The organism is Sphingomonas sp. M6A6_1c (genome assembly GCF_053345135.1).
Genome location: NZ_JBKEZO010000004.1, coordinates 377,309 through 394,792 on the forward strand (window position 1 = coordinate 377,309; position 17,484 = coordinate 394,792).

A 17,484-nucleotide genomic window follows, 5' to 3' on the forward strand; every position below is an offset into this window, starting at 1 on the left:
GGGCCGGCGGCGACGGTCGATATGCCGTTGCCGATGGGGAAGGCCTGGACGCGGTGAGCGGGACCGCGCTGTCGTCGGTCCGGCGTACATCTTCATACGCTCCGGGGCGGATAAGCCGCGTCTCCTCGCGCTTGGCGCGCGAAGAAGCGGGTCGCCAGCCCAGCGCCAGCGCTCCAGCCGCGCCAGCTAGCAAGGCTCCGCCAAAAGCATCTGGCCGCACGCGACGACGCTCCAACTCCAGTGCTTCCGACGTCGGGGTCGAGATCACCCTATGCTGCGGATGCCGCTCCCGCGCGGTCGCCGAAGCAGCCAGAGCCAATATCGCGATGATCCGGACGCCCCGCATTAATCGTCTCCCTCTGGAGTCGCATTGCGCAGTCTGATATATAAGTCCGATGCTGACATGATTCTGAACGCCACGAAAAAGGGGCGCGCCGTCGCCGGCACGCCCCTCGATCGTTTCCCGACGATGCCGATCAGGCGGCTTCGTCGAAATCCTCGTCCGACTGGACGGGGCCCGAATCCTGGCCCTTGGCCGAGACGTCGCGGTCGACGAACTCGATGATCGCCATCGGCGAAGCGTCCGAGGCGCGGATGCCGGCCTTGATGATGCGGGTGTAGCCGCCGTTGCGGTCGGCGTAGCGCGCGGCGAGGACGTCGAACAGCTTCACGAGCTGCGCATCGTCGAGCAGACGCGCATGGGCGAGACGACGGTTCGACAGGCCGCCTTTCTTGGCCAGCGTGATCAGCTTTTCGACGTAGGGACGCAGTTCCTTCGCCTTGGCGACGGTGGTGGTGATCTGCTCATGCTTGATGAGCGCGGCCGACATGTTGCGGAACAGCGCAATACGATGGGCCGAGGTACGTTGCAGCTTACGGCCGCCGACGCGATGACGCATGGTAACTTCCTTCGTTCGTTAAGGGGCCGTTTTACGGAGATCCCCAGACCAGGCGGTGTTGAGAACGGGGCCACCGCCATCGGCCCCTTGGAGGAAAGTCGTAGAAAGCTGGCCGGGTGGCGGTGCGGCGAAGCCGCACCGGTCACGTCGAACGGGACGGTGTCGCGACTGCGTCGCTTCCCCCGCCCGTCGGCCGAGTTGATCGCCGAGGCGCGGATTAGCTTGCGCTAATCCGCTGCGATCAACCCATGATTTCCTGCTCGAGCTTCTTTGCCATCTCTTCGATGTTCTCGGGCGGCCAGCCCGGGATTTCCATGCCGAGGCGCAGGCCCATGGACGAGAGAACTTCCTTGATCTCGTTCAACGACTTGCGGCCGAAGTTCGGGGTCCGGAGCATCTCGGCCTCGGTCTTGCCGACGAGATCACCGATGTAGATGATGTTGTCGTTCTTGAGGCAATTCGCCGAACGCACCGACAGTTCGAGCTCGTCGACCTTCTTGAGAAGGTAACGATTGATCTGCTGCGTATCGCCGGCCGCATCGCCGCCAGCCGCCGGAGCGGCCGCCTGGCCGATCGGAGCGGACGAACGGGCGATCGCCGAATCGTCGAAGTGGACGAACAGCGCGAGCTGGTCCTGCAGGATACGACCGGCATAGGCCACCGCATCCTCGGGCGTCACGGTGCCGTCGGTCTCGATCGTCAGCGTCAGCTTGTCGTAATCGAGGTCCTGACCGACGCGCGTCGGGTCAACCTTGTACGACACCTGGCGCACCGGCGAGTAGAGCGCGTCGACCGGGATCAAGCCGATCGGGGCATCGGCCGGACGGTTGGCGGTCGCAGGGACGTAGCCCTTCCCGATGTCGGCGGTCAGCTCCATGTTGAGCGTCGCGCCTTCGTCGAGATGGCACAGCACCAGCTCGGGGTTCATCACCTCGATGTCGCCGGACACGGCGATGTCGCCGGCCTTGACTTCGCCGGGGCCGGTCGCCGAAAGCTGGAGGCGCTTCGGCCCCTCGCCCTGCATGCGGATCGCGATCTGCTTGACGTTCAGAACGATGTCGGTGACGTCCTCGCGGACGCCCGCCAGGCTGGAGAATTCGTGCAGCACGTTCTCGATCTTGATCGAGGTCACGGCCGCGCCCTGCAGCGAGGAGAGCAGCACGCGACGCAGCGCGTTGCCGAGCGTCAGGCCGAAGCCACGCTCCAGCGGCTCGGCCACGAAGGTCGCCTTCCGCTTGCCGTCGCCGCCCTTTTTCTCAAGGCCGTTGGGCTTCTTCAGTTCCTGCCAGTTCTTTGCATTGACAGACACAGGTGTCCCCTAATTTGGGCCGGAACGGGGGCAGCTCCAGCCGGGAGAAAAACGCGCCGACTCGTCAGCCGGCACGTGGAAGATCAGACGCGGCGACGCTTCGACGGACGCACACCGTTGTGCGGGATCGAGGTGACGTCGCGGATCGAAGTGATCTGGAACCCGACCGCCTGCAGCGCGCGAAGCGCCGATTCGCGGCCCGAACCCGGACCCTTGACTTCGACTTCGAGGGTACGGACGCCGTGCTCGGCGGCCTTCTTGCCGGCGTCTTCCGCGGCCACCTGAGCGGCATACGGGGTCGACTTGCGGCTGCCCTTGAAGCCCATCGCACCGGCCGACGACCACGAAATGGCATTGCCCTGCGCGTCGGTGATGGTGATCATGGTGTTGTTGAAGCTGGCGTTCACATGGGCGACGCCGGCGGTGATGTTCTTGCGTTCGCGACGGCGAATACGCTGCGGTTCACGTGCCATTGGTTGAAATCCTGACCCTAATACGGAAATCGCCGGGCAATCGGCCTCGAGCCTGCCTCCGGCGGAGTAATTCGTCCCCCGGACGAATTACTTCTTCTTGCCTGCGATCGGCTTCGCCTTGCCCTTGCGGGTGCGCGCATTGGTATGCGTGCGCTGGCCGCGGACCGGCAGGCCTTTGCGGTGACGCAGGCCACGATAGCAGGCGAGATCCATCAGGCGCTTGATGTTCATCGCCGTCTCACGACGCAGATCGCCCTCGACCGTGTGGTCGGCGTCGATCGTTTCGCGGATCTGCAGCACTTCCTGATCGGTCAGGTCCTGCACGCGGCGTTCCGGCGCGATGTTCAGCTTGGCGATGATTTCCTTGGACTTGGTCAGGCCAATGCCGTGGATGTAGGTCAGCGCGATCACCACGCGCTTGTTGGTCGGGATATTAACACCCGCGATACGTGCCATGAAATGTTTCTCCTAGCTCCACGGGGAACGGCATGGCCGCACGCCCCCATCTCGTCGCATCCTCCGACCCAACACCGCCTTCCAAGACCTTGCATCTACGCAAAGCGCGACGAGCGCAAACGAGCGTCGCCGGAAGCCGGTATTTCGGAGAGGAGTGCAGGTAGGCGGGCGCAAACGCCGTGTCAAGCGACTGGTTCCCGGCGGGTCAGCGGGGGCCCGGGTCCGGGTCACGTTCCTACTTCAGGGCAGGATTAGCGCATGCCGGCATCCATGGGAATCGGACGTGTCGCCAAACCCGTTCCGTCACCCCGGCCTTGCGCCGGGGTCCCGCTTCTTCGATCGGCGGGAAGAAGCAGGATGCCGGATCACGTCCGGCACGACGGCGATGGAAGAGCCGTCGCCACGACCCAATCAACCATATCCGATCCCCCTCCCCTTCCAGCAGGAGGCGCGTCACATCAGCGGGAAGGGCGCCCTGGCCGTGACCGCCATGATCAGCAGCAAGATCGACAGGCCGGCGGACAGGCCGCACAGGACGTAGCCGATATATTGCAGCATCGGCGGATTGGGCCGCGCGAGCCGCGCGTTGCGGGTTGCGCCCTGCAACACGAAGCTCGTGAGCATGCCATACGTAAAGACGATCGAGCCCAGCATAATGCTCCTTCTTGCCGTTTCCGGCGCAAAGCCCCCGCGGCGCGACGCCGCCTGTTCGACGCGGCCCCCCGGCCGCTCCTTGCGCCGTCACCCTATCGGCCCGGGGCTGACAAGAGGTTAACCGTCGGCCGGGCGGGAAATGCGACGAGCGTCGGTTGCAGGCGCCAGCACGTCCTGTGCGCGGCGCGTGACGTCGGGCGCTCTTCAGAGGTCCCGCCTCTTTAGGCGGTCAATGTACCGGCAGCACGATGCGCGCGACGAGGCCCGGGACGTTGTCGGCGAGTTCGAACCGGCCATTGTGGAGCCGGGCGACCGCCTCGATCAGCGCCATGCCGAGGCCGGCGCCGGGCGTCGTCCGCGCCGCGTCGAGTCGGCCGAAGCGTTTGAGCGCCTGTGCACGGTCGGCTTCGGCGATACCGGTGCCGCGATCCTCGACCTGGATCGCGATCTCCTGCGCGTGGCAGACGAGGCGCAACGTCAGTACGCCCCCGCTGGCGGCATGTTTGAGCGCATTGTCGATCAGGTTGGTGATCGCCTGGCTGAGCAATTCGCGATGAAGCGGCATCGCCGGGGCGGAGGCATCGATCGCGACGGTGAAGTCGAGGCCAGCCTCCTCCGCCACCGGTTCGTAGAGTTCGGCGATCTCCTCGACCAGCTCGGCGGGCTCGACGAGGATGAAACGGTCGCGCGACACCGACTCGGAACGGCTGATTTCGATCACCATCGTCAGCATGCGCATGACGAGGTCGGTCTCGACCAGCAGGCCGCCGAGCGCCGCCTCGCGCGCGGCGGGATCGGCGATCAGCACCGCCTGTTCGGTCTTGGTGCGCAACCGGGTGAGCGGCGACCGCAGGTCGTGCGCCATACTGTCGGTGACGACGCGCAATTCGACCATCAGCCGTTCGAGCTTGCCGAGCATCAGGTTGAGCTGATGGCCGAGCCGGTCGAACGCATCGCGACGCGCGGGGGCGACGGGCACGCGCCGCGACAGGTCGCCCTCCCCCGCCGCCTCGATCACCGCGGCGATGCGGTTGAGGCGCAAGCCGACGTAGCGCGCGAGCACCAGCCCGGCGCCGACGCCGAGGATCAGCGACAGCAGCACCGCGACGGCGAGCGCGCCCTCGATCGCGTTGCGCTCCGCCTCGACCAGATCGAGACGGCGGCCGGTCAGCAGCCAGTGATCGCCGATCGGGCGCAGCGTATAGCCGATGTCGTTGGTCGCCTCGCTGGTGTCGAAATCGGCGATGCGGAACTGGCTGGAGACGAGCGGGATGCCGACGTGGGCGGGGGCATAACCGGCGATGCGATCGCCCTTGCCGTCGAGCACCGCGAGCAGCAGCGCCGTGTCGCCGGCGACGCGGGCGTGCTCGATCGCCTCGATCACCGCGGCGAGGCCGTCGGCGCGATAGATCGCACGCATCGCGTCGGATTGCTCGATCGTCTCGCGCCGGACGGTGCCGACCACCGCGGCATCGGTCTGTTTCCAGACGAAGCCGACGAGCACCAGATTGGAGATCAGCGCGAGCGCGATCGACAACAGGGCGATGCGGGCGGTGACGGACAGACGCATGGCCCGTCCTAGCCGACCAACCACCAAATGCGAATCCGGATCAGACCGGATCGGCGGCAAGCCGATAGCCGGCGCCCCGAACCGTGTGGAGGATCGGCGAGGCGAAGCCGTCTTCGAGCTTGCGACGCAGGCGACCGATATGGACGTCGACGACGTTCGAGCCCGGATCGAAATGGTAGTTCCAGATCTTTTCGAGCATCATCGTCCGCGTCACCACCTGTCCCGCGTGGCGGGCGAGGAATTCGAGCAGGTTGAATTCGCGCGCGCCGAGCGGAATGTTGCGGCCGGCGCGAGTAACGTGGCGGGCGAGCAGGTCGATCTCGAGATCGCCGACCGCGAGCTTGGTCTTGGTCGGTTCGGTCGCGACGCGGTCGCTGCGGCGGACCAAAGCCTCGATCCGCGCGGAGAGTTCGGCGAAGGAGAAGGGCTTGCAGAGATAATCGTCGGCGCCGGCCTTGAGCCCGTCGACGCGATCGTCGACCGCGGCGAGCGCGGAGAGGACGAGCACCGGCGTCGCGATGCCCGCGGCGCGGATCGCGCTGACCATCGAGAGGCCATCGAGCCCCGGCAGCATGCGGTCGGCGATGATGAGATCGAAGATGCCCTCGCTGGCGAGGAAGAGGCCGTCGCGGCCGTCGCGTGCCGATTCGACGGAATAGCCGCCCTCGGACAGGCCCTTGGCGAGATAGGCGGCGGTCGAGCTGTCATCCTCGACGATCAGGATCTTGCGGCTCACGGTGTCTTGCTCACGCTTCCTCACTACAGGAAAGGCCGGCGGAAAGCATCCCTTCCGCCGGCCCCTACGGCACCCCCGGGAGTGACGGGTACCGATCTCGACAAACCTGCCGATCGCCGCTGCGACCGTGGGTTACGGTGTAGCGGAGCGGTGGTAGCGATGCGGTGACCGTCAGATGACAAAAGCGTCATGCTTGTAACGGGTTATGTCAATGTGCGGCTGCACCACCGTTCGTCATCCCGGCGTAGGCCGGGACCCATGGACACGCGTGGCCGATGACAGCGCGCCACCGCACGCGCATCGCGACCATGGGTCCCGGCCTGCGCCGGGATGACGATGAATGGGTGGGCGCACGCCCCCCCCCCTCATCCGTCGAGGATCGCCGCGATCGCTTGCGAGACGTGGTCGATGTCGGCCATGCCGTTGACGCGCTCGACCAATCCACGCGCCTGATAGATCGGCAGGATCGGGGCGGTCTTGGCGCGATATTCGGCCATGCGCGTCTGCACCGTCTCGGCATTGTCGTCGGGGCGGCGCTTGAACGCGGTCGAGCCGCAGACGTCGCAGACGCCCTCGACCTTCGGGCGCTTGAAGCGGTCGTGATAGCCCTCGCCGCAATTGGCGCAGGTGTAGCGGCCCTCGACGCGCTCGATCAGCGCGGCCTCGTCGACCTCCAGCTCGATGACATGGTCGAGCGTCAGGCCGCGCGCTTCGAGCAGTTCGTCGAGTGCGGCGGCCTGCGCGGCGGTGCGCGGATAGCCGTCGAAGATCGCGCCGCCGCCGACGCCCTGGTCGAGCCGCTCGCCGATCAAGGCGGAGACGATCGCGTCCGAGACGAGCTCGCCCGCCTCCATCACCGCCTTGGCCTGCTGGCCGACCGGCGTCCCCGCCTTGACCGCGGCACGCAGCATGTCGCCGGTCGACAATTGCTGCATCCCGCGCACCGCCATCAGCCGCTGCGCCTGGGTGCCCTTGCCCGCCCCTGGCGGTCCGAGAAGGATGATGTTCACGCGAGCTCTCCCTGTTTGGCTCGTGGACCTGGACCGAAGTTAGCGGAGACGCCCGCCCTTCAGCTTCGCCTTCTTGATGAGATCGCCATATTGATGCGCGAGCAGATGGCTCTGGATCTGCGTCACCGTATCCATCGTCACGTTGACGACGATCAGCAGGCTGGTGCCGCCGAGATAGAAGGGAATCGACAGCGCCGACACCAGATATTCGGGCAACAGGCAGATGATCGTCAGATAGGCCGCGCCGATCACGGTGATGCGGGTCAGCACATAGTCGAAGTAATTCTCGGTATTCTTGCCCGGGCGGATGCCGGGGATGAACCCGCCATAGCGCTTGAGGTTGTCCGCGGTCTCTTCGGGATTGAAGACGACGGCGGTGTAGAAGAACGAGAAGAAGATGATGCCGGCGGCGTAGAGCGCCATGTACACCGGCTGGCCGTGCGCCAGATATTGGTTGAGGGTGATGATGAAGTCACCCCATTTCGACTGGCCGGCGACGCGCTGGCCGGCGAACTGGCTGATCGTCAGGGGCATCAGCAGCAGCGACGAGGCGAAGATCGGCGGGATCACGCCCGCGGTGTTGATCTTCAGCGGTAGATGGCTGCGGTCGGCCTGCATGCCGCGCTGCGTCTGGCGCTTGGGATATTGGATCAGGATGCGGCGCTGCGCGCGCTCCATGAAGCAGATGAACAGGATCAGCGCGACGACCGCGATGATGATGCCGATCAGCCGCACCGCGTCGATCGAACCCGACCGGCCGCCTTCGAGCAGGTTGACGAGCGTCGTCGGCAGATGCGCCACGATGCCGGCCATGATGATGAGGCTGACGCCGTTGCCGATGCCGCGGCTGGTGATCTGCTCGCCTAGCCACATCAGGAACATCGTGCCGCCGATCAGCGAGACGACCGCGGCGATGCGGAAGGTCATGCCCGGCTCAATCACCGCGGCGAGGCCGTTGCTGGCGCTCAGCGCTTCCAGCCCGACGGCGATGAAATAGCCCTGGATCGCGGTCAGCGCGACCGTGCCGTAGCGGGTGTATTGGTTGAGCTTCTTGCGGCCCGATTCGCCTTCCTTCTTGATCGCGGCAAGCTGCGGCGACAGCGAGGTCGACAGCTGCACGACGATCGAGGCGGTGATATAGGGCATCACGCCGAGCGCGATCAGCGACATGCGGCTGAGCGAACCGCCCGAGAAGGTGTTGAAGAAGTCGAGCACGCCGCCCGTGGTGCGCTGGCTAAGCAGGCCGAGGGCGGTCGGATCGATGCCCGGCAGCGGCACGTAGCTCAGCAGCCGGAAGACGATCAGCGCGCCGATCGTGAACCACAAGCGCTTCTTGAGGTCGGTCGCCTGCGCGAATTTCGCGAGGCTGATGCTTTGCGCCATCTGATCGGCTGCGGATGCCATGCGTGTGTCCTGGAAACAAAAACGGCGGGATGCGTTTGAACCGCCCCGCCGCTCATATAGGCGCTAGGCGCGCCTTGTCTAATCGGTCCGGCGCTTTGTACCCCCGCGCGCGGCGGGGGCACCCAAAGTTACGCCTTGAACGACGCCTTCTTCTCCTGGCGCGCCTTGTACTGCACGCCCTTCTTGGCGGCGGCCTTCTCGGCGGCCGGGACGACCGTCGGGATGTCGAGCGAGCCGCCGGTCTTCTCGACCTGCGCGCGCGCACCCGCCGAAGCGCCGGCGACATGGAAGGCGAGCTTGGTGGTCAGCTCACCCTTGGCGAGCAGACGGACGCCGTCCTTGCCGCCACGAACGAGACCGGCCGCCTTCAGCGCCGCCTGGTCGATCGTGCCGTCGGTCGACAGCTTGCCCGCGTCGATCGCCTTCTGGATCGCGCCGGTGTTCACCTCGGCGTAGTCCTTGGCGAAGATGTTGTTGAAGCCGCGCTTGGGCAGACGCATGTGGAGCGGCATCTGGCCGCCTTCGAAGCCGGCGATGCTGACGCCCTCGCGGCTCTTCTGACCCTTCTGGCCGCGGCCGGCGGTCTTGCCCTTGCCCGAGCCGATGCCGCGTCCGACGCGGATCTTGGACTTGCGGGCACCCTGGTTGTCGCGGAGTTCGTTGAGCTTCATGATATGCACTCGCTTTCGCTTTTGTCGCGCTGATGGAAAAAGGAAGGGGGCCGCTTAGCCCCCTTCCCCGTATTTGTCACTAGGTCGGGACCGCCACCGTTCCGTCACCCCGGACGAAGAGCCGGGGTCCCGCTTCTTCCAAAACGAAAGGAGCGGGACCCCGGATCAAGTCCGGGGTGACGGACGACGTATCAGCCCTGGACCTCGATCATATGTGCAACCTTGCGGATCATCCCGCGGACCTCGGGGCTGTCTTCCAGCTCCGAGACCTTGTGCATCTTGTTGAGGCCGAGGCCGATCAGCGTCGCGCGCTGATCCTTGGTGCGGCGGATCGGCGAACCGGTCTGCTTGATCTTGATCGTCGCCATGTCAGTTACTCCACGACGGCCGCTGCGTCCGCCTCGGCGGTCTGCGAACCACCGCGGCCGAGCAGGTCGGCGATCTTCTTGCCACGACGCTGCGCGACCGACTTCGGCGAAGTCTGCTCACCCAGTGCCTCGAACGTGGCGCGGATCATGTTGTAGGGATTGGACGTGCCGACCGACTTGGTCACCACGTCGGCAACGCCGAGGCTCTCGAAGATGGCGCGCATCGGGCCACCCGCGATGATGCCGGTGCCCTGCGGCGCCGAACGGAGCGTCACGCGACCGGCACCGAAGTGACCGTTGCCGTCGTGATGCAGCGTACGACCGTCCTTCAGGGGAACGCGAACCATCGCCTTCTTCGCGGCCGCAGTGGCCTTGGAGATGGCTTCCGGCACTTCGCGCGCCTTGCCGTGACCGAAGCCGACGCGGCCCTTGCCGTCGCCGACGACGACGAGTGCTGCGAAGCCGAAGCGCTTGCCGCCCTTCACCGTCTTCGAGACGCGGTTGATGTGAACCAGCTTCTCGATCAGCTCTTCGCCGCCGTCGTCCTGACCGGGACGACCGCCACGGTTGTCGCGACCGCGACCGCCGTCACGACCACCGCGATTGCCACCGGGGCCGCCGGGGCCACGGCCACCGCCGCCGCCACCACGACCGCCGCGCGGCGGGCCGCCGCGACCGCCACCCGGACCGCCGAAGCCGCCCTGCTGGCCGCCCTGCGGCGCCGAATTGGCCTCCTGGGGAGCGCCTTCAGCCGCTGCGGGCTGCACGTTGTTCTCGTCAGCCATATTAGAACTCCAATCCGGCGGCACGCGCCGCTTCAGCCAGCGCCTTGACGCGGCCGTGGAACAGGAAGCCGCCACGATCGAACACGACCTGCGTCACGCCGGCGGCCTTCGCCGCTTCCGCCACGCGGGTGCCGACTGCGGTCGCCGCCGCGATGTTGGCGCCGGACGTGTCGCGCACGTCCTTTTCCAGCGTCGAGGCCGAAGCGACGGTCTTGCCGGCGACGTCGTCGATCACCTGGGCATACATGTGCTTGCCCGAGCGATGGATCGACAGCCGCGGACGGGTGCCCGAACGTGCCTTCAGCGCGGTACGATTGCGCCGACGGCGCTTCGCGAAAAGAGAGAGACCCTTGGTCATTACTTCTTCTTCCCTTCCTTGCGGAAGATGAACTCGCCGTCGTACTTGATGCCCTTGCCCTTGTACGGCTCGGGCTTGCGCCACTGACGGATCTCGGCGGCCAACTGGCCGACCTTCTGCTTGTCGGAACCGCTGATCTCGACGGTCGTCGCGTCCGGCGTCTTGACCTCGATGCCTTCCGGCACGTCGATGTTGACGTCGTGGCTGTAGCCGAGCTGCAGCTTGAGGTTACGACCCTGCGCGGCGGCGCGATAGCCGACGCCGGTGATCAGCAGCTTCTTGGTGAAGCCGTCGGTCACGCCGGTGACCAGGTTCTGCACCATGGTCCGCTGCATGCCCCAGAACGCGCGAGCGCGCTTGGTGTCGTTGGCCGGCTGCACCTGGATGCCGCCGTCCTCGAGCGTGTAGCTGATCTCGTCGCGGAGCGGCATGGTGAGGGTGCCCTTGGGGCCCTTCACGCTGATGATGCCGTCGTTGATCGTCGGGGTCACGCCGGCCGGCAAAGCGATCGGCTTCTTACCAATGCGGCTCATCAGAAGACCTCCGCGAGCACTTCGCCGCCGACATTCTGCTCGCGCGCTTCCGCGTCGGACAGAACGCCACGCGGCGTCGAGACGATGGTGATGCCGAGGCCGTTGCGGACGCGGGGAAGTTCCTGCGAGCCGGAATAGACGCGGCGGCCGGGCTTCGAGACGCGGGCGACGTGCTTGATCGCCGGCTGGCCCTCGAAATACTTCAGCTCGATGCGGACGCCCGCTGCGGGGCCCATCTGCTCGTCGCTATAGCCACGGATATAACCCTCGCGCTGCAGCACGTCGAGCACGCGGATGCGCAGCTTCGACGCCGGCGAAAGGACGGAGTCCTTCTTCGCGCGCTGGCCGTTGCGGATGCGGGTGAGCAAATCACCCAGGGGATCGGTCACTGCCATGATGAATCCTTACCAGCTCGACTTGGTGAGACCGGGGATCATGCCCTTATTGGCCAGATCACGGAGCATCACGCGGGCGAGACGGAACTTGCGGTAGTACGCGCGCGGGCGGCCCGTGATCTCGCACCGGTTACGGATGCGGGTCGGGTTCGCGTTGCGCGGCAGTTCCGCCATCTTGAGGCGAGCGATCAGACGCTCGCTCTCGTCGAGGCTCTGGTCATTCGCCATCGCCTTCAGCTTCGCGAGCTTGGGAGCATATTGCTTCACAAGCTTCTTGCGACGCTCATTCTTGTTGATCGAACTCAGTTTCGCCATGGACTTAAGCTCTCTTCCTTACTTCAGGAAAGCGAGGCTGCTCACGCAGCCTGCTTCTGCTGCTCAGCCTCGGGCTGAGGGAACGGGAAACCGAAAAGACGGAGCAGCTCGCGCGCCTCGTCGTCGGTCTTCGCCGTGGTGGTGACGATCACGTCCATGCCGCGCACCTTGTCGATGCGGTCATAGTTGATCTCGGGGAACACGATCTGCTCCTTGATGCCGCAGGCATAATTGCCACGGCCGTCGAAGCTCTTCGGGTTGAGGCCGCGGAAATCGCGGACGCGGGGAAGAGCGATCGTGATGAAACGGTCGAGGAATTCGTACATGCGCTCGCGGCGAAGGGTGACCTTCACGCCGATCGGCATGCCTTCACGCAGCTTGAACTGCGCGATCGACTTCTTCGCCTTGGTAATCACGGGCTTCTGGCCGGCGATCAGCTCCATTTCGGAAGCGGCCTGATCGACGCGCTTCTTGTCCTGGGTGGCCTCGCCGACGCCCATGTTGAGGACGATCTTCTCGATCCGGGGGATCTCGTTGACGTTCTTATAGCCGAACTTCTCGACCATCGCCTTAACGATCGTGTCCTCGTAGATGCCCTTCATGCGGGGCTTGTAGGCTGCATCAGCCATCGATCTTGTCCCCCGTCTTCACGGCCACGCGGACCTTCTTGCCGTCCTGCGTTTCGAAACGAACGCGGGTGGGCTTGCCGTCGGCGGTCACGTGCGCGACCTTCGAGATGTGCAGCGGCGCCTCGATCTTCTCGAGACCGCCCTGCGGATTCGCCTGGGTCGGCTTGCGGTGACGCGTCGCGACGTTGACGCCGCCGACGACGACCTTGCCGTCCTTCGGCATCGCCAGGGTCACGGTGCCGGTCTTGCCCTTGTCCTTGCCGGACAGGACGATGACCTGGTCACCCTTCTTGATCTTCGCGGCGGCCATTACAGCACCTCGGGAGCGAGAGAGATGATCTTCATGTGCTTCTTGCCACGCAGCTCGCGCACGACCGGGCCGAAGATACGGGTGCCGATCGGCTCCTCGTTCTTGTTGACCAGGACGGCGGCGTTGCCGTCGAAGCGGATGGTCGAGCCATCGGCACGGTGAATGTCCTTGGCGGTGCGGACGATGACGGCGCGATGCACGTCACCCTTCTTCACCTTGCCGCGGGGCTGTGCTTCCTTGATGCTGACGACGATGATGTCGCCGACCGTGGCGGTACGACGCTTCGAACCGCCCAGCACCTTGATGCACTGCACCCGCTTCGCGCCGCTGTTGTCAGCGACGTCGAGATTGGATTGCATCTGGATCATCGATCCATCTTCCTTCTCTGCTCATGGGGTGGATACCGACCCAGCCCCGCCTAAAATAACGACCCCGGCGCAGCGGACTGCACCGGGGGAGCGGCCCTGTAACCACTCCGCTGGCAGGACGCAAGCCCCGCCATCTTCATCCGCCGGCCGAGGCCGGCGGCGAATTATGCGTCGACGTCGACCCGCTCGGGCGTCGCATGGGTGTTCACCCGATCGACGACCTTCCAGGTCTTCAGCTTGGAGATCGGTGCGGTCTCTTCGATCCGCACGGTTTCGCCCTGCTTGTACTCGTTCGCCTCGTCATGGGCGTGGTACTTCTTCGAGCGACGGATGATCTTGCCGTAGAGCGGGTGCTTGACCTTGCGCTCCACGTTCACGACCACCGTCTTGTCGCCCTTGTCGGACACGATCAGTCCGGTCAGCACGCGCTTCGGCATCTGATGTTCCTTACTTGGCAGCCGCGGCGCTGGTGCGCTGCGCCTGGAGGGTCTTGATCCGCGCGATGTCGCGACGGACTACCTTGACGCGGCTCGGCTTCTCGAGCTGGTTCGTCGCCGCCTGGAAGCGGAGGTTGAACTGCTCGCGCTTCAGCTGGCCGAGGCTTTCGGACAGCTGATCGTCGCTCTGGCTAAGAAAATCGGATTTGGCCATTATCACTCGCCTCCGAGGTGGCTGGTGTCACCCAGGCGGGCGACGACCTTGACTTTGATCGGGAGCTTCATCGCGGCGCGCTCGAATGCCTCTGCGGCAATCTTGCCTTCGACGCCGTCGAGCTCGAACAGGATCCGGCCCGGCTTGACGCGGGCGGCCCAAAACTCGGGCGAACCCTTGCCCGAGCCCATGCGGACTTCGGCCGGCTTCGACGAGACGGGGACGTCCGGGAAGATACGGATCCACAAACGCCCCTGGCGCTTGATGTGACGCGTGATCGCGCGGCGGGCCGCCTCGATCTGGCGTGCGGTGATCCGGTCCGGCTCCATCGCCTTCAGGCCGTACGACCCGAAGTTGAGGCTGGTGCCACCCTTGGCGTCGCCATGGATGCGGCCCTTGAAGGCCTTGCGGAATTTGGTGCGCTTTGGCTGCAACATGTCGTGTCAGTCCTTAACGACGGTCGTCGCGGGCCGGGCGGACGCCGGAGGTCTGAGCCTCCATCATCAGCCGGTCCTGCGCCATCGGGTCATGGCCGAGGATCTCGCCCTTGAAGACCCAGACCTTCACGCCGCACACGCCGTAGGACGTGTGGGCCTGGGCCTCGGCATAATCGATGTTCGCGCGCAGCGTGTGCAGCGGAACCCGACCTTCGCGATAGCTCTCCGAACGCGCGATCTCGGCGCCGCCGAGACGGCCGCCGCAGGCGACGCGGATGCCGTCGGCACCCAGGCGCATCGCCGACTGCACCGCACGCTTCATGGCGCGGCGGAAGGCGATACGACGCTCGAGCTGGTCGGCGATGCCCTGCGCGACGAGCTTGGCGTCGATCTCCGGCTTGCGGATCTCGACGATGTTCAGCGACACGTCGGACTTGGTCATCGCGCCGATGGTCTTGCGCAGCTTCTCGATGTCCGAGCCCTTCTTGCCGATGATGACACCGGGACGGGCAGCGAAGATCGAGATGCGGCACAGCTTGGCCGGACGCTCGATGACGACCTTGGAAATGGCGGCCTGCGGCAGCGTCTTCATGATGAAGGCGCGGATCTTCAGATCCTCCAGCAGCAGCTGGCCATAATCATGGCCTTCGGCGAACCAGCGGCTGTCCCAGGTCCGGTTGATCTGGAGCCGCATGCCGATGGGGTTGCTCTTGTGACCCATTATGCTTCTTCCTGCTCGCGCACGACGATGCGCAGACGGCTGAACGGCTTCAGGATGCGGGTGGACTTGCCACGGCCGCGGGTCGCGAAGCGCTTCATGGTGATCGACTTGCCGACCGAGGCCTCGGCGACGACGAGCGCGTCGACGTCGAGGTTGTGGTTGTTCTCGGCGTTGGCGATGGCCGAGGCCAGCACCTTGCGCGCGTCGATCGCCATCGCCTTGGTCGAAAACTGAAGGATGCTCATCGCATCGCCGACGGGCTTGTTGCGGATCAGCGCCGCGACCAGGTTCAGCTTCTGCGCCGAACCACGGATCTGCGTCGCGACGGCAAGCGCTTCCTTCTCGCCGACCTTGCGGGGGGATACAGGCTTGCTCATCAGCGCTTGCCCTTCTTGTCAGCGGCGTGGCCGGGGAAGTAGCGCGTCGGCGCGAACTCACCCAGCTTCATGCCGACCATGTCTTCATTGACCGACACCGGCACGAACTTGCGGCCGTTGTAGACGTTGAACGTGAGGCCGACGAACGACGGCAGGATGGTGGAACGACGCGACCAGGTCTTGATCGGCGCGCGGCCACCGGCATCCTGCGCGGTTTCCGCCTTCTTCAGAAGGCTCAGTTCAACGAACGGGCCCTTCCAGACTGAACGAGCCATGGTTAGCCCTTCCTCTTAGTCGAATGACGCGACCGGATGATCATCTTGTCGGTCGACTTATTGTGACGGGTGCGAGCACCCTTGGTCGGCTTGCCCCAAGGCGTAACCGGATGACGGCCGCCCGAGGTCCGGCCTTCACCACCGCCGTGCGGATGGTCGACCGGGTTCTTGGCGACGCCGCGGGTCAGCGGACGCTTGCCCATCCAGCGCGAACGCCCGGCCTTGCCGAGGTTCTGGTTCTGGTTGTCCGGGTTCGACACCGCACCGACCGTCGCCATGCATTCGCCACGGATGTAGCGCTGCTCGCCCGAGTTGAGGCGGACGATGACCATGCCGCGGTCACGACCGACGACCTGCACATAGGTGCCGGCCGAACGGGCGATCTGACCACCCTTGCCCGGCTTCATCTCCACGTTGTGGACGATGGTGCCGACGGGCACCTGGCCCAGCTCCATGGCGTTGCCCGGCTTGGTGTCGGTCTTCTTGGCCGCGAGGACCTTGTCGCCCGGCGCCAGACGCTGCGGCGCGATGATGTAGGCCAGCTCTTCGTCGGCATACTTCACCAGCGCGATGAACGCGGTGCGGTTGGGGTCGTATTCCAGACGCTCGACGGTGCCTTCGACGTCCCACTTGCGACGCTTGAAGTCGACGTAGCGATACTTCTGCTTGTGGCCGCCGGCGATGCCGCGGCTGGTCACATGACCCTTGTTGTTGCGACCACCGGTCTTGCGCTTGCCTTCGGTAAGCGCCTTGACCGGCTTGCCCTTGTAGAGCGCGGATTTGTCGACGAGGATCAGGCCGCGGCGGGCCGGGCTCGTCGGGTTGTAATGCTTGAGTGCCATGACCCTTAGATCCCCGTCGTCACGTCGATGGACTGGCCGTCCTTCAGGGTGACAATGGCCTTCTTCATGTCGGAGCGCTGGTAAGGAGCGCCCTTCCACTTCTTGGTCTTGCCCTTCTGGACGATCGTGTTCACGCCGGTCACGGTGACGTCGAAGAGAGCCTCGACGGCAGCCTTGATCTCGGGCTTGGTCGCGTCGTTCGCGACCTTGAACACAACGGCGTTATGCTCGGAGAGCAAGGTCGCCTTTTCGGTGATGTGCGGCGCGACGATCACGTCATAGTGACGGTTGTCGACGGCCTTCTGCTGCTTAGCCATTGAAGCGAGCCTCCAGCTTCTCGACCGCCGCGCGGGTCAGGACCAGCGTGTCAGCCTTCAGGATGTCATAGACGTTGGCACCAGCCGCCGGCAGGACGTTGATCTCGTGCAGGTTGCCGGCAGCGAGGGCAAAGCTCGTCTCGACGGTGTCACCGTCGATGACCAGCGCCGACTTGCCGAAGCCGACCTTGGCGAGATCGCCGACCAGCGTCTTGGTCTTGTTGTTCTCGACCACGATGCTGTCCATGATGATCAGCGAGCCGGCCTTGGCATGGCTCGACAGAGCCATCTTGAGACCGAGCGCGCGAATCTTCTTGTTCAGACCCGGGTTGAAGTCGCGGACGCGGGCGCCGTGAGCCTTACCACCGCCGATGAAGACGGGAGCGCGGCGATCGCCGTGACGTGCCGTACCGCCGCCCTTCTGGCGACCGAACTTCTTGCCGGTGCGCGCGACGTCCGCGCGCTCGCGGGTGCCACGAGCCGTCTCGCGACGCTTCTCGAGCTGCCAGGTGACCACGCGGTGCAGGATATCGGCGCGCGGATCGAGGCCGAAGACCTCGTCGTTGAGCTCGACGTCCGCCGCAGCGGTGCCGGCGAAGGATTGAACCTTGACCTTCACGT

28 protein-coding genes are annotated in these 17,484 nt (G+C 65.3%); all 28 read right to left on the reverse strand.

Features of this window, described 5'->3' with window-relative positions:
- Nucleotides 1–476 precede the first annotated feature (476 nt).
- The 28 genes from rplQ to rplD all read right to left on the reverse strand — a co-directional run bounded on the left by rplQ (nt 477) and on the right by rplD (nt 17,482).
- Complete coding sequence (rplQ, locus tag ACLBWH_RS10415) at nt 477–899, reverse strand: 50S ribosomal protein L17 (RefSeq protein WP_322850142.1); 423 nt, start codon at nt 897–899, stop codon at nt 477–479.
- A 241-nt stretch (nt 900–1,140) separates the two neighbouring features.
- Nucleotides 1,141–2,208 (reverse strand): DNA-directed RNA polymerase subunit alpha, encoded by a 1,068-nt coding sequence (locus ACLBWH_RS10420; RefSeq protein ID WP_322850143.1) that lies wholly within the window; start codon nt 2,206–2,208, stop codon nt 1,141–1,143.
- Nucleotides 2,209–2,291: 83 nt separating this feature from the next.
- A complete protein-coding gene (gene rpsK / locus ACLBWH_RS10425; RefSeq protein WP_037534130.1) occupies nt 2,292–2,681 on the reverse strand; it encodes a 30S ribosomal protein S11 in 390 nt (129 codons plus the stop codon).
- An 87-nt stretch (nt 2,682–2,768) separates the two neighbouring features.
- The gene (gene rpsM, locus ACLBWH_RS10430; protein WP_038663341.1) at nt 2,769–3,137 is read right to left on the reverse strand and encodes a 30S ribosomal protein S13; all 369 of its coding nucleotides are present in this window, start codon (nt 3,135–3,137) and stop codon (nt 2,769–2,771) included.
- A 453-nt stretch (nt 3,138–3,590) separates the two neighbouring features.
- Nucleotides 3,591–3,791: a hypothetical protein gene (locus tag ACLBWH_RS10435; RefSeq protein ID WP_322850144.1), complete on the reverse strand. Its 201-nt coding sequence runs from the start codon at nt 3,789–3,791 to the stop codon at nt 3,591–3,593.
- A gap of 229 nt (nt 3,792–4,020) precedes the next feature.
- Nucleotides 4,021–5,361 carry a sensor histidine kinase gene (locus ACLBWH_RS10440; protein WP_322850145.1) on the reverse strand — a complete coding sequence of 447 codons (1,341 nt, stop codon included), beginning with the start codon at nt 5,359–5,361 and terminating at the stop codon, nt 4,021–4,023.
- 40 nt (nt 5,362–5,401) lie between these two features.
- The gene (locus ACLBWH_RS10445; protein ID WP_038663357.1) at nt 5,402–6,097 is read right to left on the reverse strand and encodes a winged helix-turn-helix domain-containing protein; all 696 of its coding nucleotides are present in this window, start codon (nt 6,095–6,097) and stop codon (nt 5,402–5,404) included.
- A gap of 365 nt (nt 6,098–6,462) precedes the next feature.
- The gene (locus ACLBWH_RS10450; protein WP_447798656.1) at nt 6,463–7,107 is read right to left on the reverse strand and encodes an adenylate kinase; all 645 of its coding nucleotides are present in this window, start codon (nt 7,105–7,107) and stop codon (nt 6,463–6,465) included.
- 39 nt (nt 7,108–7,146) lie between these two features.
- The gene (gene secY / locus ACLBWH_RS10455) at nt 7,147–8,511 is read right to left on the reverse strand and encodes a preprotein translocase subunit SecY (RefSeq protein ID WP_322850148.1); all 1,365 of its coding nucleotides are present in this window, start codon (nt 8,509–8,511) and stop codon (nt 7,147–7,149) included.
- Nucleotides 8,512–8,639: 128 nt separating this feature from the next.
- Nucleotides 8,640–9,182, reverse strand: a complete 543-nt coding sequence (gene rplO / locus ACLBWH_RS10460) for a 50S ribosomal protein L15 (RefSeq protein WP_322850149.1) — start codon at nt 9,180–9,182, stop codon at nt 8,640–8,642.
- A 191-nt stretch (nt 9,183–9,373) separates the two neighbouring features.
- Nucleotides 9,374–9,550, reverse strand: coding sequence for a 50S ribosomal protein L30 (rpmD, locus tag ACLBWH_RS10465; RefSeq protein WP_038663366.1), 177 nt, complete (start codon nt 9,548–9,550; stop codon nt 9,374–9,376).
- A gap of 5 nt (nt 9,551–9,555) precedes the next feature.
- Nucleotides 9,556–10,335, reverse strand: a complete 780-nt coding sequence (gene rpsE / locus ACLBWH_RS10470) for a 30S ribosomal protein S5 (RefSeq protein WP_038663369.1) — start codon at nt 10,333–10,335, stop codon at nt 9,556–9,558.
- Nucleotide 10,336: 1 nt separating this feature from the next.
- Nucleotides 10,337–10,693: a 50S ribosomal protein L18 gene (gene rplR / locus ACLBWH_RS10475; RefSeq protein ID WP_038663371.1), complete on the reverse strand. Its 357-nt coding sequence runs from the start codon at nt 10,691–10,693 to the stop codon at nt 10,337–10,339.
- Nucleotides 10,693–11,226 (reverse strand): 50S ribosomal protein L6, encoded by a 534-nt coding sequence (gene rplF / locus ACLBWH_RS10480; protein ID WP_038663374.1) that lies wholly within the window; start codon nt 11,224–11,226, stop codon nt 10,693–10,695. Before rplF ends, rplR begins: the two co-directional genes overlap by 1 nt.
- Entirely contained in the window at nt 11,226–11,621 is a 396-nt protein-coding gene (gene rpsH, locus ACLBWH_RS10485) for a 30S ribosomal protein S8 (RefSeq protein WP_037534152.1), read from the reverse strand. Before rpsH ends, rplF begins: the two co-directional genes overlap by 1 nt.
- A gap of 9 nt (nt 11,622–11,630) precedes the next feature.
- Nucleotides 11,631–11,936: a 30S ribosomal protein S14 gene (rpsN, locus tag ACLBWH_RS10490; protein ID WP_038663377.1), complete on the reverse strand. Its 306-nt coding sequence runs from the start codon at nt 11,934–11,936 to the stop codon at nt 11,631–11,633.
- Between the two features lie 41 nt (nt 11,937–11,977).
- Nucleotides 11,978–12,565 carry a 50S ribosomal protein L5 gene (gene rplE, locus ACLBWH_RS10495; RefSeq protein WP_038663381.1) on the reverse strand — a complete coding sequence of 196 codons (588 nt, stop codon included), beginning with the start codon at nt 12,563–12,565 and terminating at the stop codon, nt 11,978–11,980.
- Nucleotides 12,558–12,875, reverse strand: coding sequence for a 50S ribosomal protein L24 (rplX, locus tag ACLBWH_RS10500; RefSeq protein ID WP_038663384.1), 318 nt, complete (start codon nt 12,873–12,875; stop codon nt 12,558–12,560). Before rplX ends, rplE begins: the two co-directional genes overlap by 8 nt.
- Nucleotides 12,875–13,243, reverse strand: a complete 369-nt coding sequence (gene rplN, locus ACLBWH_RS10505) for a 50S ribosomal protein L14 (RefSeq protein ID WP_037534160.1) — start codon at nt 13,241–13,243, stop codon at nt 12,875–12,877. Before rplN ends, rplX begins: the two co-directional genes overlap by 1 nt.
- Nucleotides 13,244–13,407: 164 nt before the next feature.
- Complete coding sequence (rpsQ, locus tag ACLBWH_RS10510; protein WP_037534161.1) at nt 13,408–13,680, reverse strand: 30S ribosomal protein S17; 273 nt, start codon at nt 13,678–13,680, stop codon at nt 13,408–13,410.
- A gap of 10 nt (nt 13,681–13,690) precedes the next feature.
- Nucleotides 13,691–13,894 carry a 50S ribosomal protein L29 gene (gene rpmC / locus ACLBWH_RS10515; protein WP_447798662.1) on the reverse strand — a complete coding sequence of 68 codons (204 nt, stop codon included), beginning with the start codon at nt 13,892–13,894 and terminating at the stop codon, nt 13,691–13,693.
- Between the two features lie 2 nt (nt 13,895–13,896).
- Complete coding sequence (rplP, locus tag ACLBWH_RS10520; RefSeq protein ID WP_037534163.1) at nt 13,897–14,331, reverse strand: 50S ribosomal protein L16; 435 nt, start codon at nt 14,329–14,331, stop codon at nt 13,897–13,899.
- A 13-nt stretch (nt 14,332–14,344) separates the two neighbouring features.
- Nucleotides 14,345–15,052 (reverse strand): 30S ribosomal protein S3, encoded by a 708-nt coding sequence (rpsC, locus tag ACLBWH_RS10525; RefSeq protein WP_037534164.1) that lies wholly within the window; start codon nt 15,050–15,052, stop codon nt 14,345–14,347.
- Entirely contained in the window at nt 15,052–15,429 is a 378-nt protein-coding gene (gene rplV / locus ACLBWH_RS10530) for a 50S ribosomal protein L22 (protein WP_038663392.1), read from the reverse strand. The genes rpsC and rplV overlap by 1 nt, the downstream gene beginning before the upstream one ends.
- Nucleotides 15,429–15,704: a 30S ribosomal protein S19 gene (gene rpsS, locus ACLBWH_RS10535; protein WP_017979490.1), complete on the reverse strand. Its 276-nt coding sequence runs from the start codon at nt 15,702–15,704 to the stop codon at nt 15,429–15,431. Before rpsS ends, rplV begins: the two co-directional genes overlap by 1 nt.
- A gap of 2 nt (nt 15,705–15,706) precedes the next feature.
- Complete coding sequence (gene rplB / locus ACLBWH_RS10540; protein WP_037534170.1) at nt 15,707–16,546, reverse strand: 50S ribosomal protein L2; 840 nt, start codon at nt 16,544–16,546, stop codon at nt 15,707–15,709.
- Nucleotides 16,547–16,551: 5 nt separating this feature from the next.
- Nucleotides 16,552–16,863, reverse strand: a complete 312-nt coding sequence (locus ACLBWH_RS10545; protein ID WP_038663397.1) for a 50S ribosomal protein L23 — start codon at nt 16,861–16,863, stop codon at nt 16,552–16,554.
- Entirely contained in the window at nt 16,856–17,482 is a 627-nt protein-coding gene (rplD, locus tag ACLBWH_RS10550; protein WP_322850150.1) for a 50S ribosomal protein L4, read from the reverse strand. The genes ACLBWH_RS10545 and rplD overlap by 8 nt, the downstream gene beginning before the upstream one ends.
- Nucleotides 17,483–17,484: the final 2 nt, after the last annotated feature.

What these genes read in the sequence shown, in the direction of transcription:
- rplQ (WP_322850142.1), bottom strand. Translation starts at nt 899, where the DNA reads ATGCGTCATCGCGTCGGCGGCCGTAAGCTGCAACGTACCTCGGCCCAT.
- rpsK (WP_037534130.1), bottom strand. Translation starts at nt 2,681, where the DNA reads ATGGCACGTGAACCGCAGCGTATTCGCCGTCGCGAACGCAAGAACATC.
- rpsM (WP_038663341.1), bottom strand. Translation starts at nt 3,137, where the DNA reads ATGGCACGTATCGCGGGTGTTAATATCCCGACCAACAAGCGCGTGGTG.
- ACLBWH_RS10435 (WP_322850144.1), bottom strand. Translation starts at nt 3,791, where the DNA reads ATGCTGGGCTCGATCGTCTTTACGTATGGCATGCTCACGAGCTTCGTG.
- ACLBWH_RS10440 (WP_322850145.1), bottom strand. Translation starts at nt 5,361, where the DNA reads ATGCGTCTGTCCGTCACCGCCCGCATCGCCCTGTTGTCGATCGCGCTC.
- secY (WP_322850148.1), bottom strand. Translation starts at nt 8,511, where the DNA reads ATGGCATCCGCAGCCGATCAGATGGCGCAAAGCATCAGCCTCGCGAAA.
- rplO (WP_322850149.1), bottom strand. Translation starts at nt 9,182, where the DNA reads ATGAAGCTCAACGAACTCCGCGACAACCAGGGTGCCCGCAAGTCCAAG.
- rpmD (WP_038663366.1), bottom strand. Translation starts at nt 9,550, where the DNA reads ATGGCGACGATCAAGATCAAGCAGACCGGTTCGCCGATCCGCCGCACC.
- rpsE (WP_038663369.1), bottom strand. Translation starts at nt 10,335, where the DNA reads ATGGCTGACGAGAACAACGTGCAGCCCGCAGCGGCTGAAGGCGCTCCC.
- rplR (WP_038663371.1), bottom strand. Translation starts at nt 10,693, where the DNA reads ATGACCAAGGGTCTCTCTCTTTTCGCGAAGCGCCGTCGGCGCAATCGT.
- rplF (WP_038663374.1), bottom strand. Translation starts at nt 11,226, where the DNA reads ATGAGCCGCATTGGTAAGAAGCCGATCGCTTTGCCGGCCGGCGTGACC.
- rpsH (WP_037534152.1), bottom strand. Translation starts at nt 11,621, where the DNA reads ATGGCAGTGACCGATCCCCTGGGTGATTTGCTCACCCGCATCCGCAAC.
- rpsN (WP_038663377.1), bottom strand. Translation starts at nt 11,936, where the DNA reads ATGGCGAAACTGAGTTCGATCAACAAGAATGAGCGTCGCAAGAAGCTT.
- rplE (WP_038663381.1), bottom strand. Translation starts at nt 12,565, where the DNA reads ATGGCTGATGCAGCCTACAAGCCCCGCATGAAGGGCATCTACGAGGAC.
- rplX (WP_038663384.1), bottom strand. Translation starts at nt 12,875, where the DNA reads ATGGCCGCCGCGAAGATCAAGAAGGGTGACCAGGTCATCGTCCTGTCC.
- rplN (WP_037534160.1), bottom strand. Translation starts at nt 13,243, where the DNA reads ATGATCCAGATGCAATCCAATCTCGACGTCGCTGACAACAGCGGCGCG.
- rpsQ (WP_037534161.1), bottom strand. Translation starts at nt 13,680, where the DNA reads ATGCCGAAGCGCGTGCTGACCGGACTGATCGTGTCCGACAAGGGCGAC.
- rpmC (WP_447798662.1), bottom strand. Translation starts at nt 13,894, where the DNA reads ATGGCCAAATCCGATTTTCTTAGCCAGAGCGACGATCAGCTGTCCGAA.
- rplP (WP_037534163.1), bottom strand. Translation starts at nt 14,331, where the DNA reads ATGTTGCAGCCAAAGCGCACCAAATTCCGCAAGGCCTTCAAGGGCCGC.
- rpsC (WP_037534164.1), bottom strand. Translation starts at nt 15,052, where the DNA reads ATGGGTCACAAGAGCAACCCCATCGGCATGCGGCTCCAGATCAACCGG.
- rplV (WP_038663392.1), bottom strand. Translation starts at nt 15,429, where the DNA reads ATGAGCAAGCCTGTATCCCCCCGCAAGGTCGGCGAGAAGGAAGCGCTT.
- rpsS (WP_017979490.1), bottom strand. Translation starts at nt 15,704, where the DNA reads ATGGCTCGTTCAGTCTGGAAGGGCCCGTTCGTTGAACTGAGCCTTCTG.
- rplB (WP_037534170.1), bottom strand. Translation starts at nt 16,546, where the DNA reads ATGGCACTCAAGCATTACAACCCGACGAGCCCGGCCCGCCGCGGCCTG.
- ACLBWH_RS10545 (WP_038663397.1), bottom strand. Translation starts at nt 16,863, where the DNA reads ATGGCTAAGCAGCAGAAGGCCGTCGACAACCGTCACTATGACGTGATC.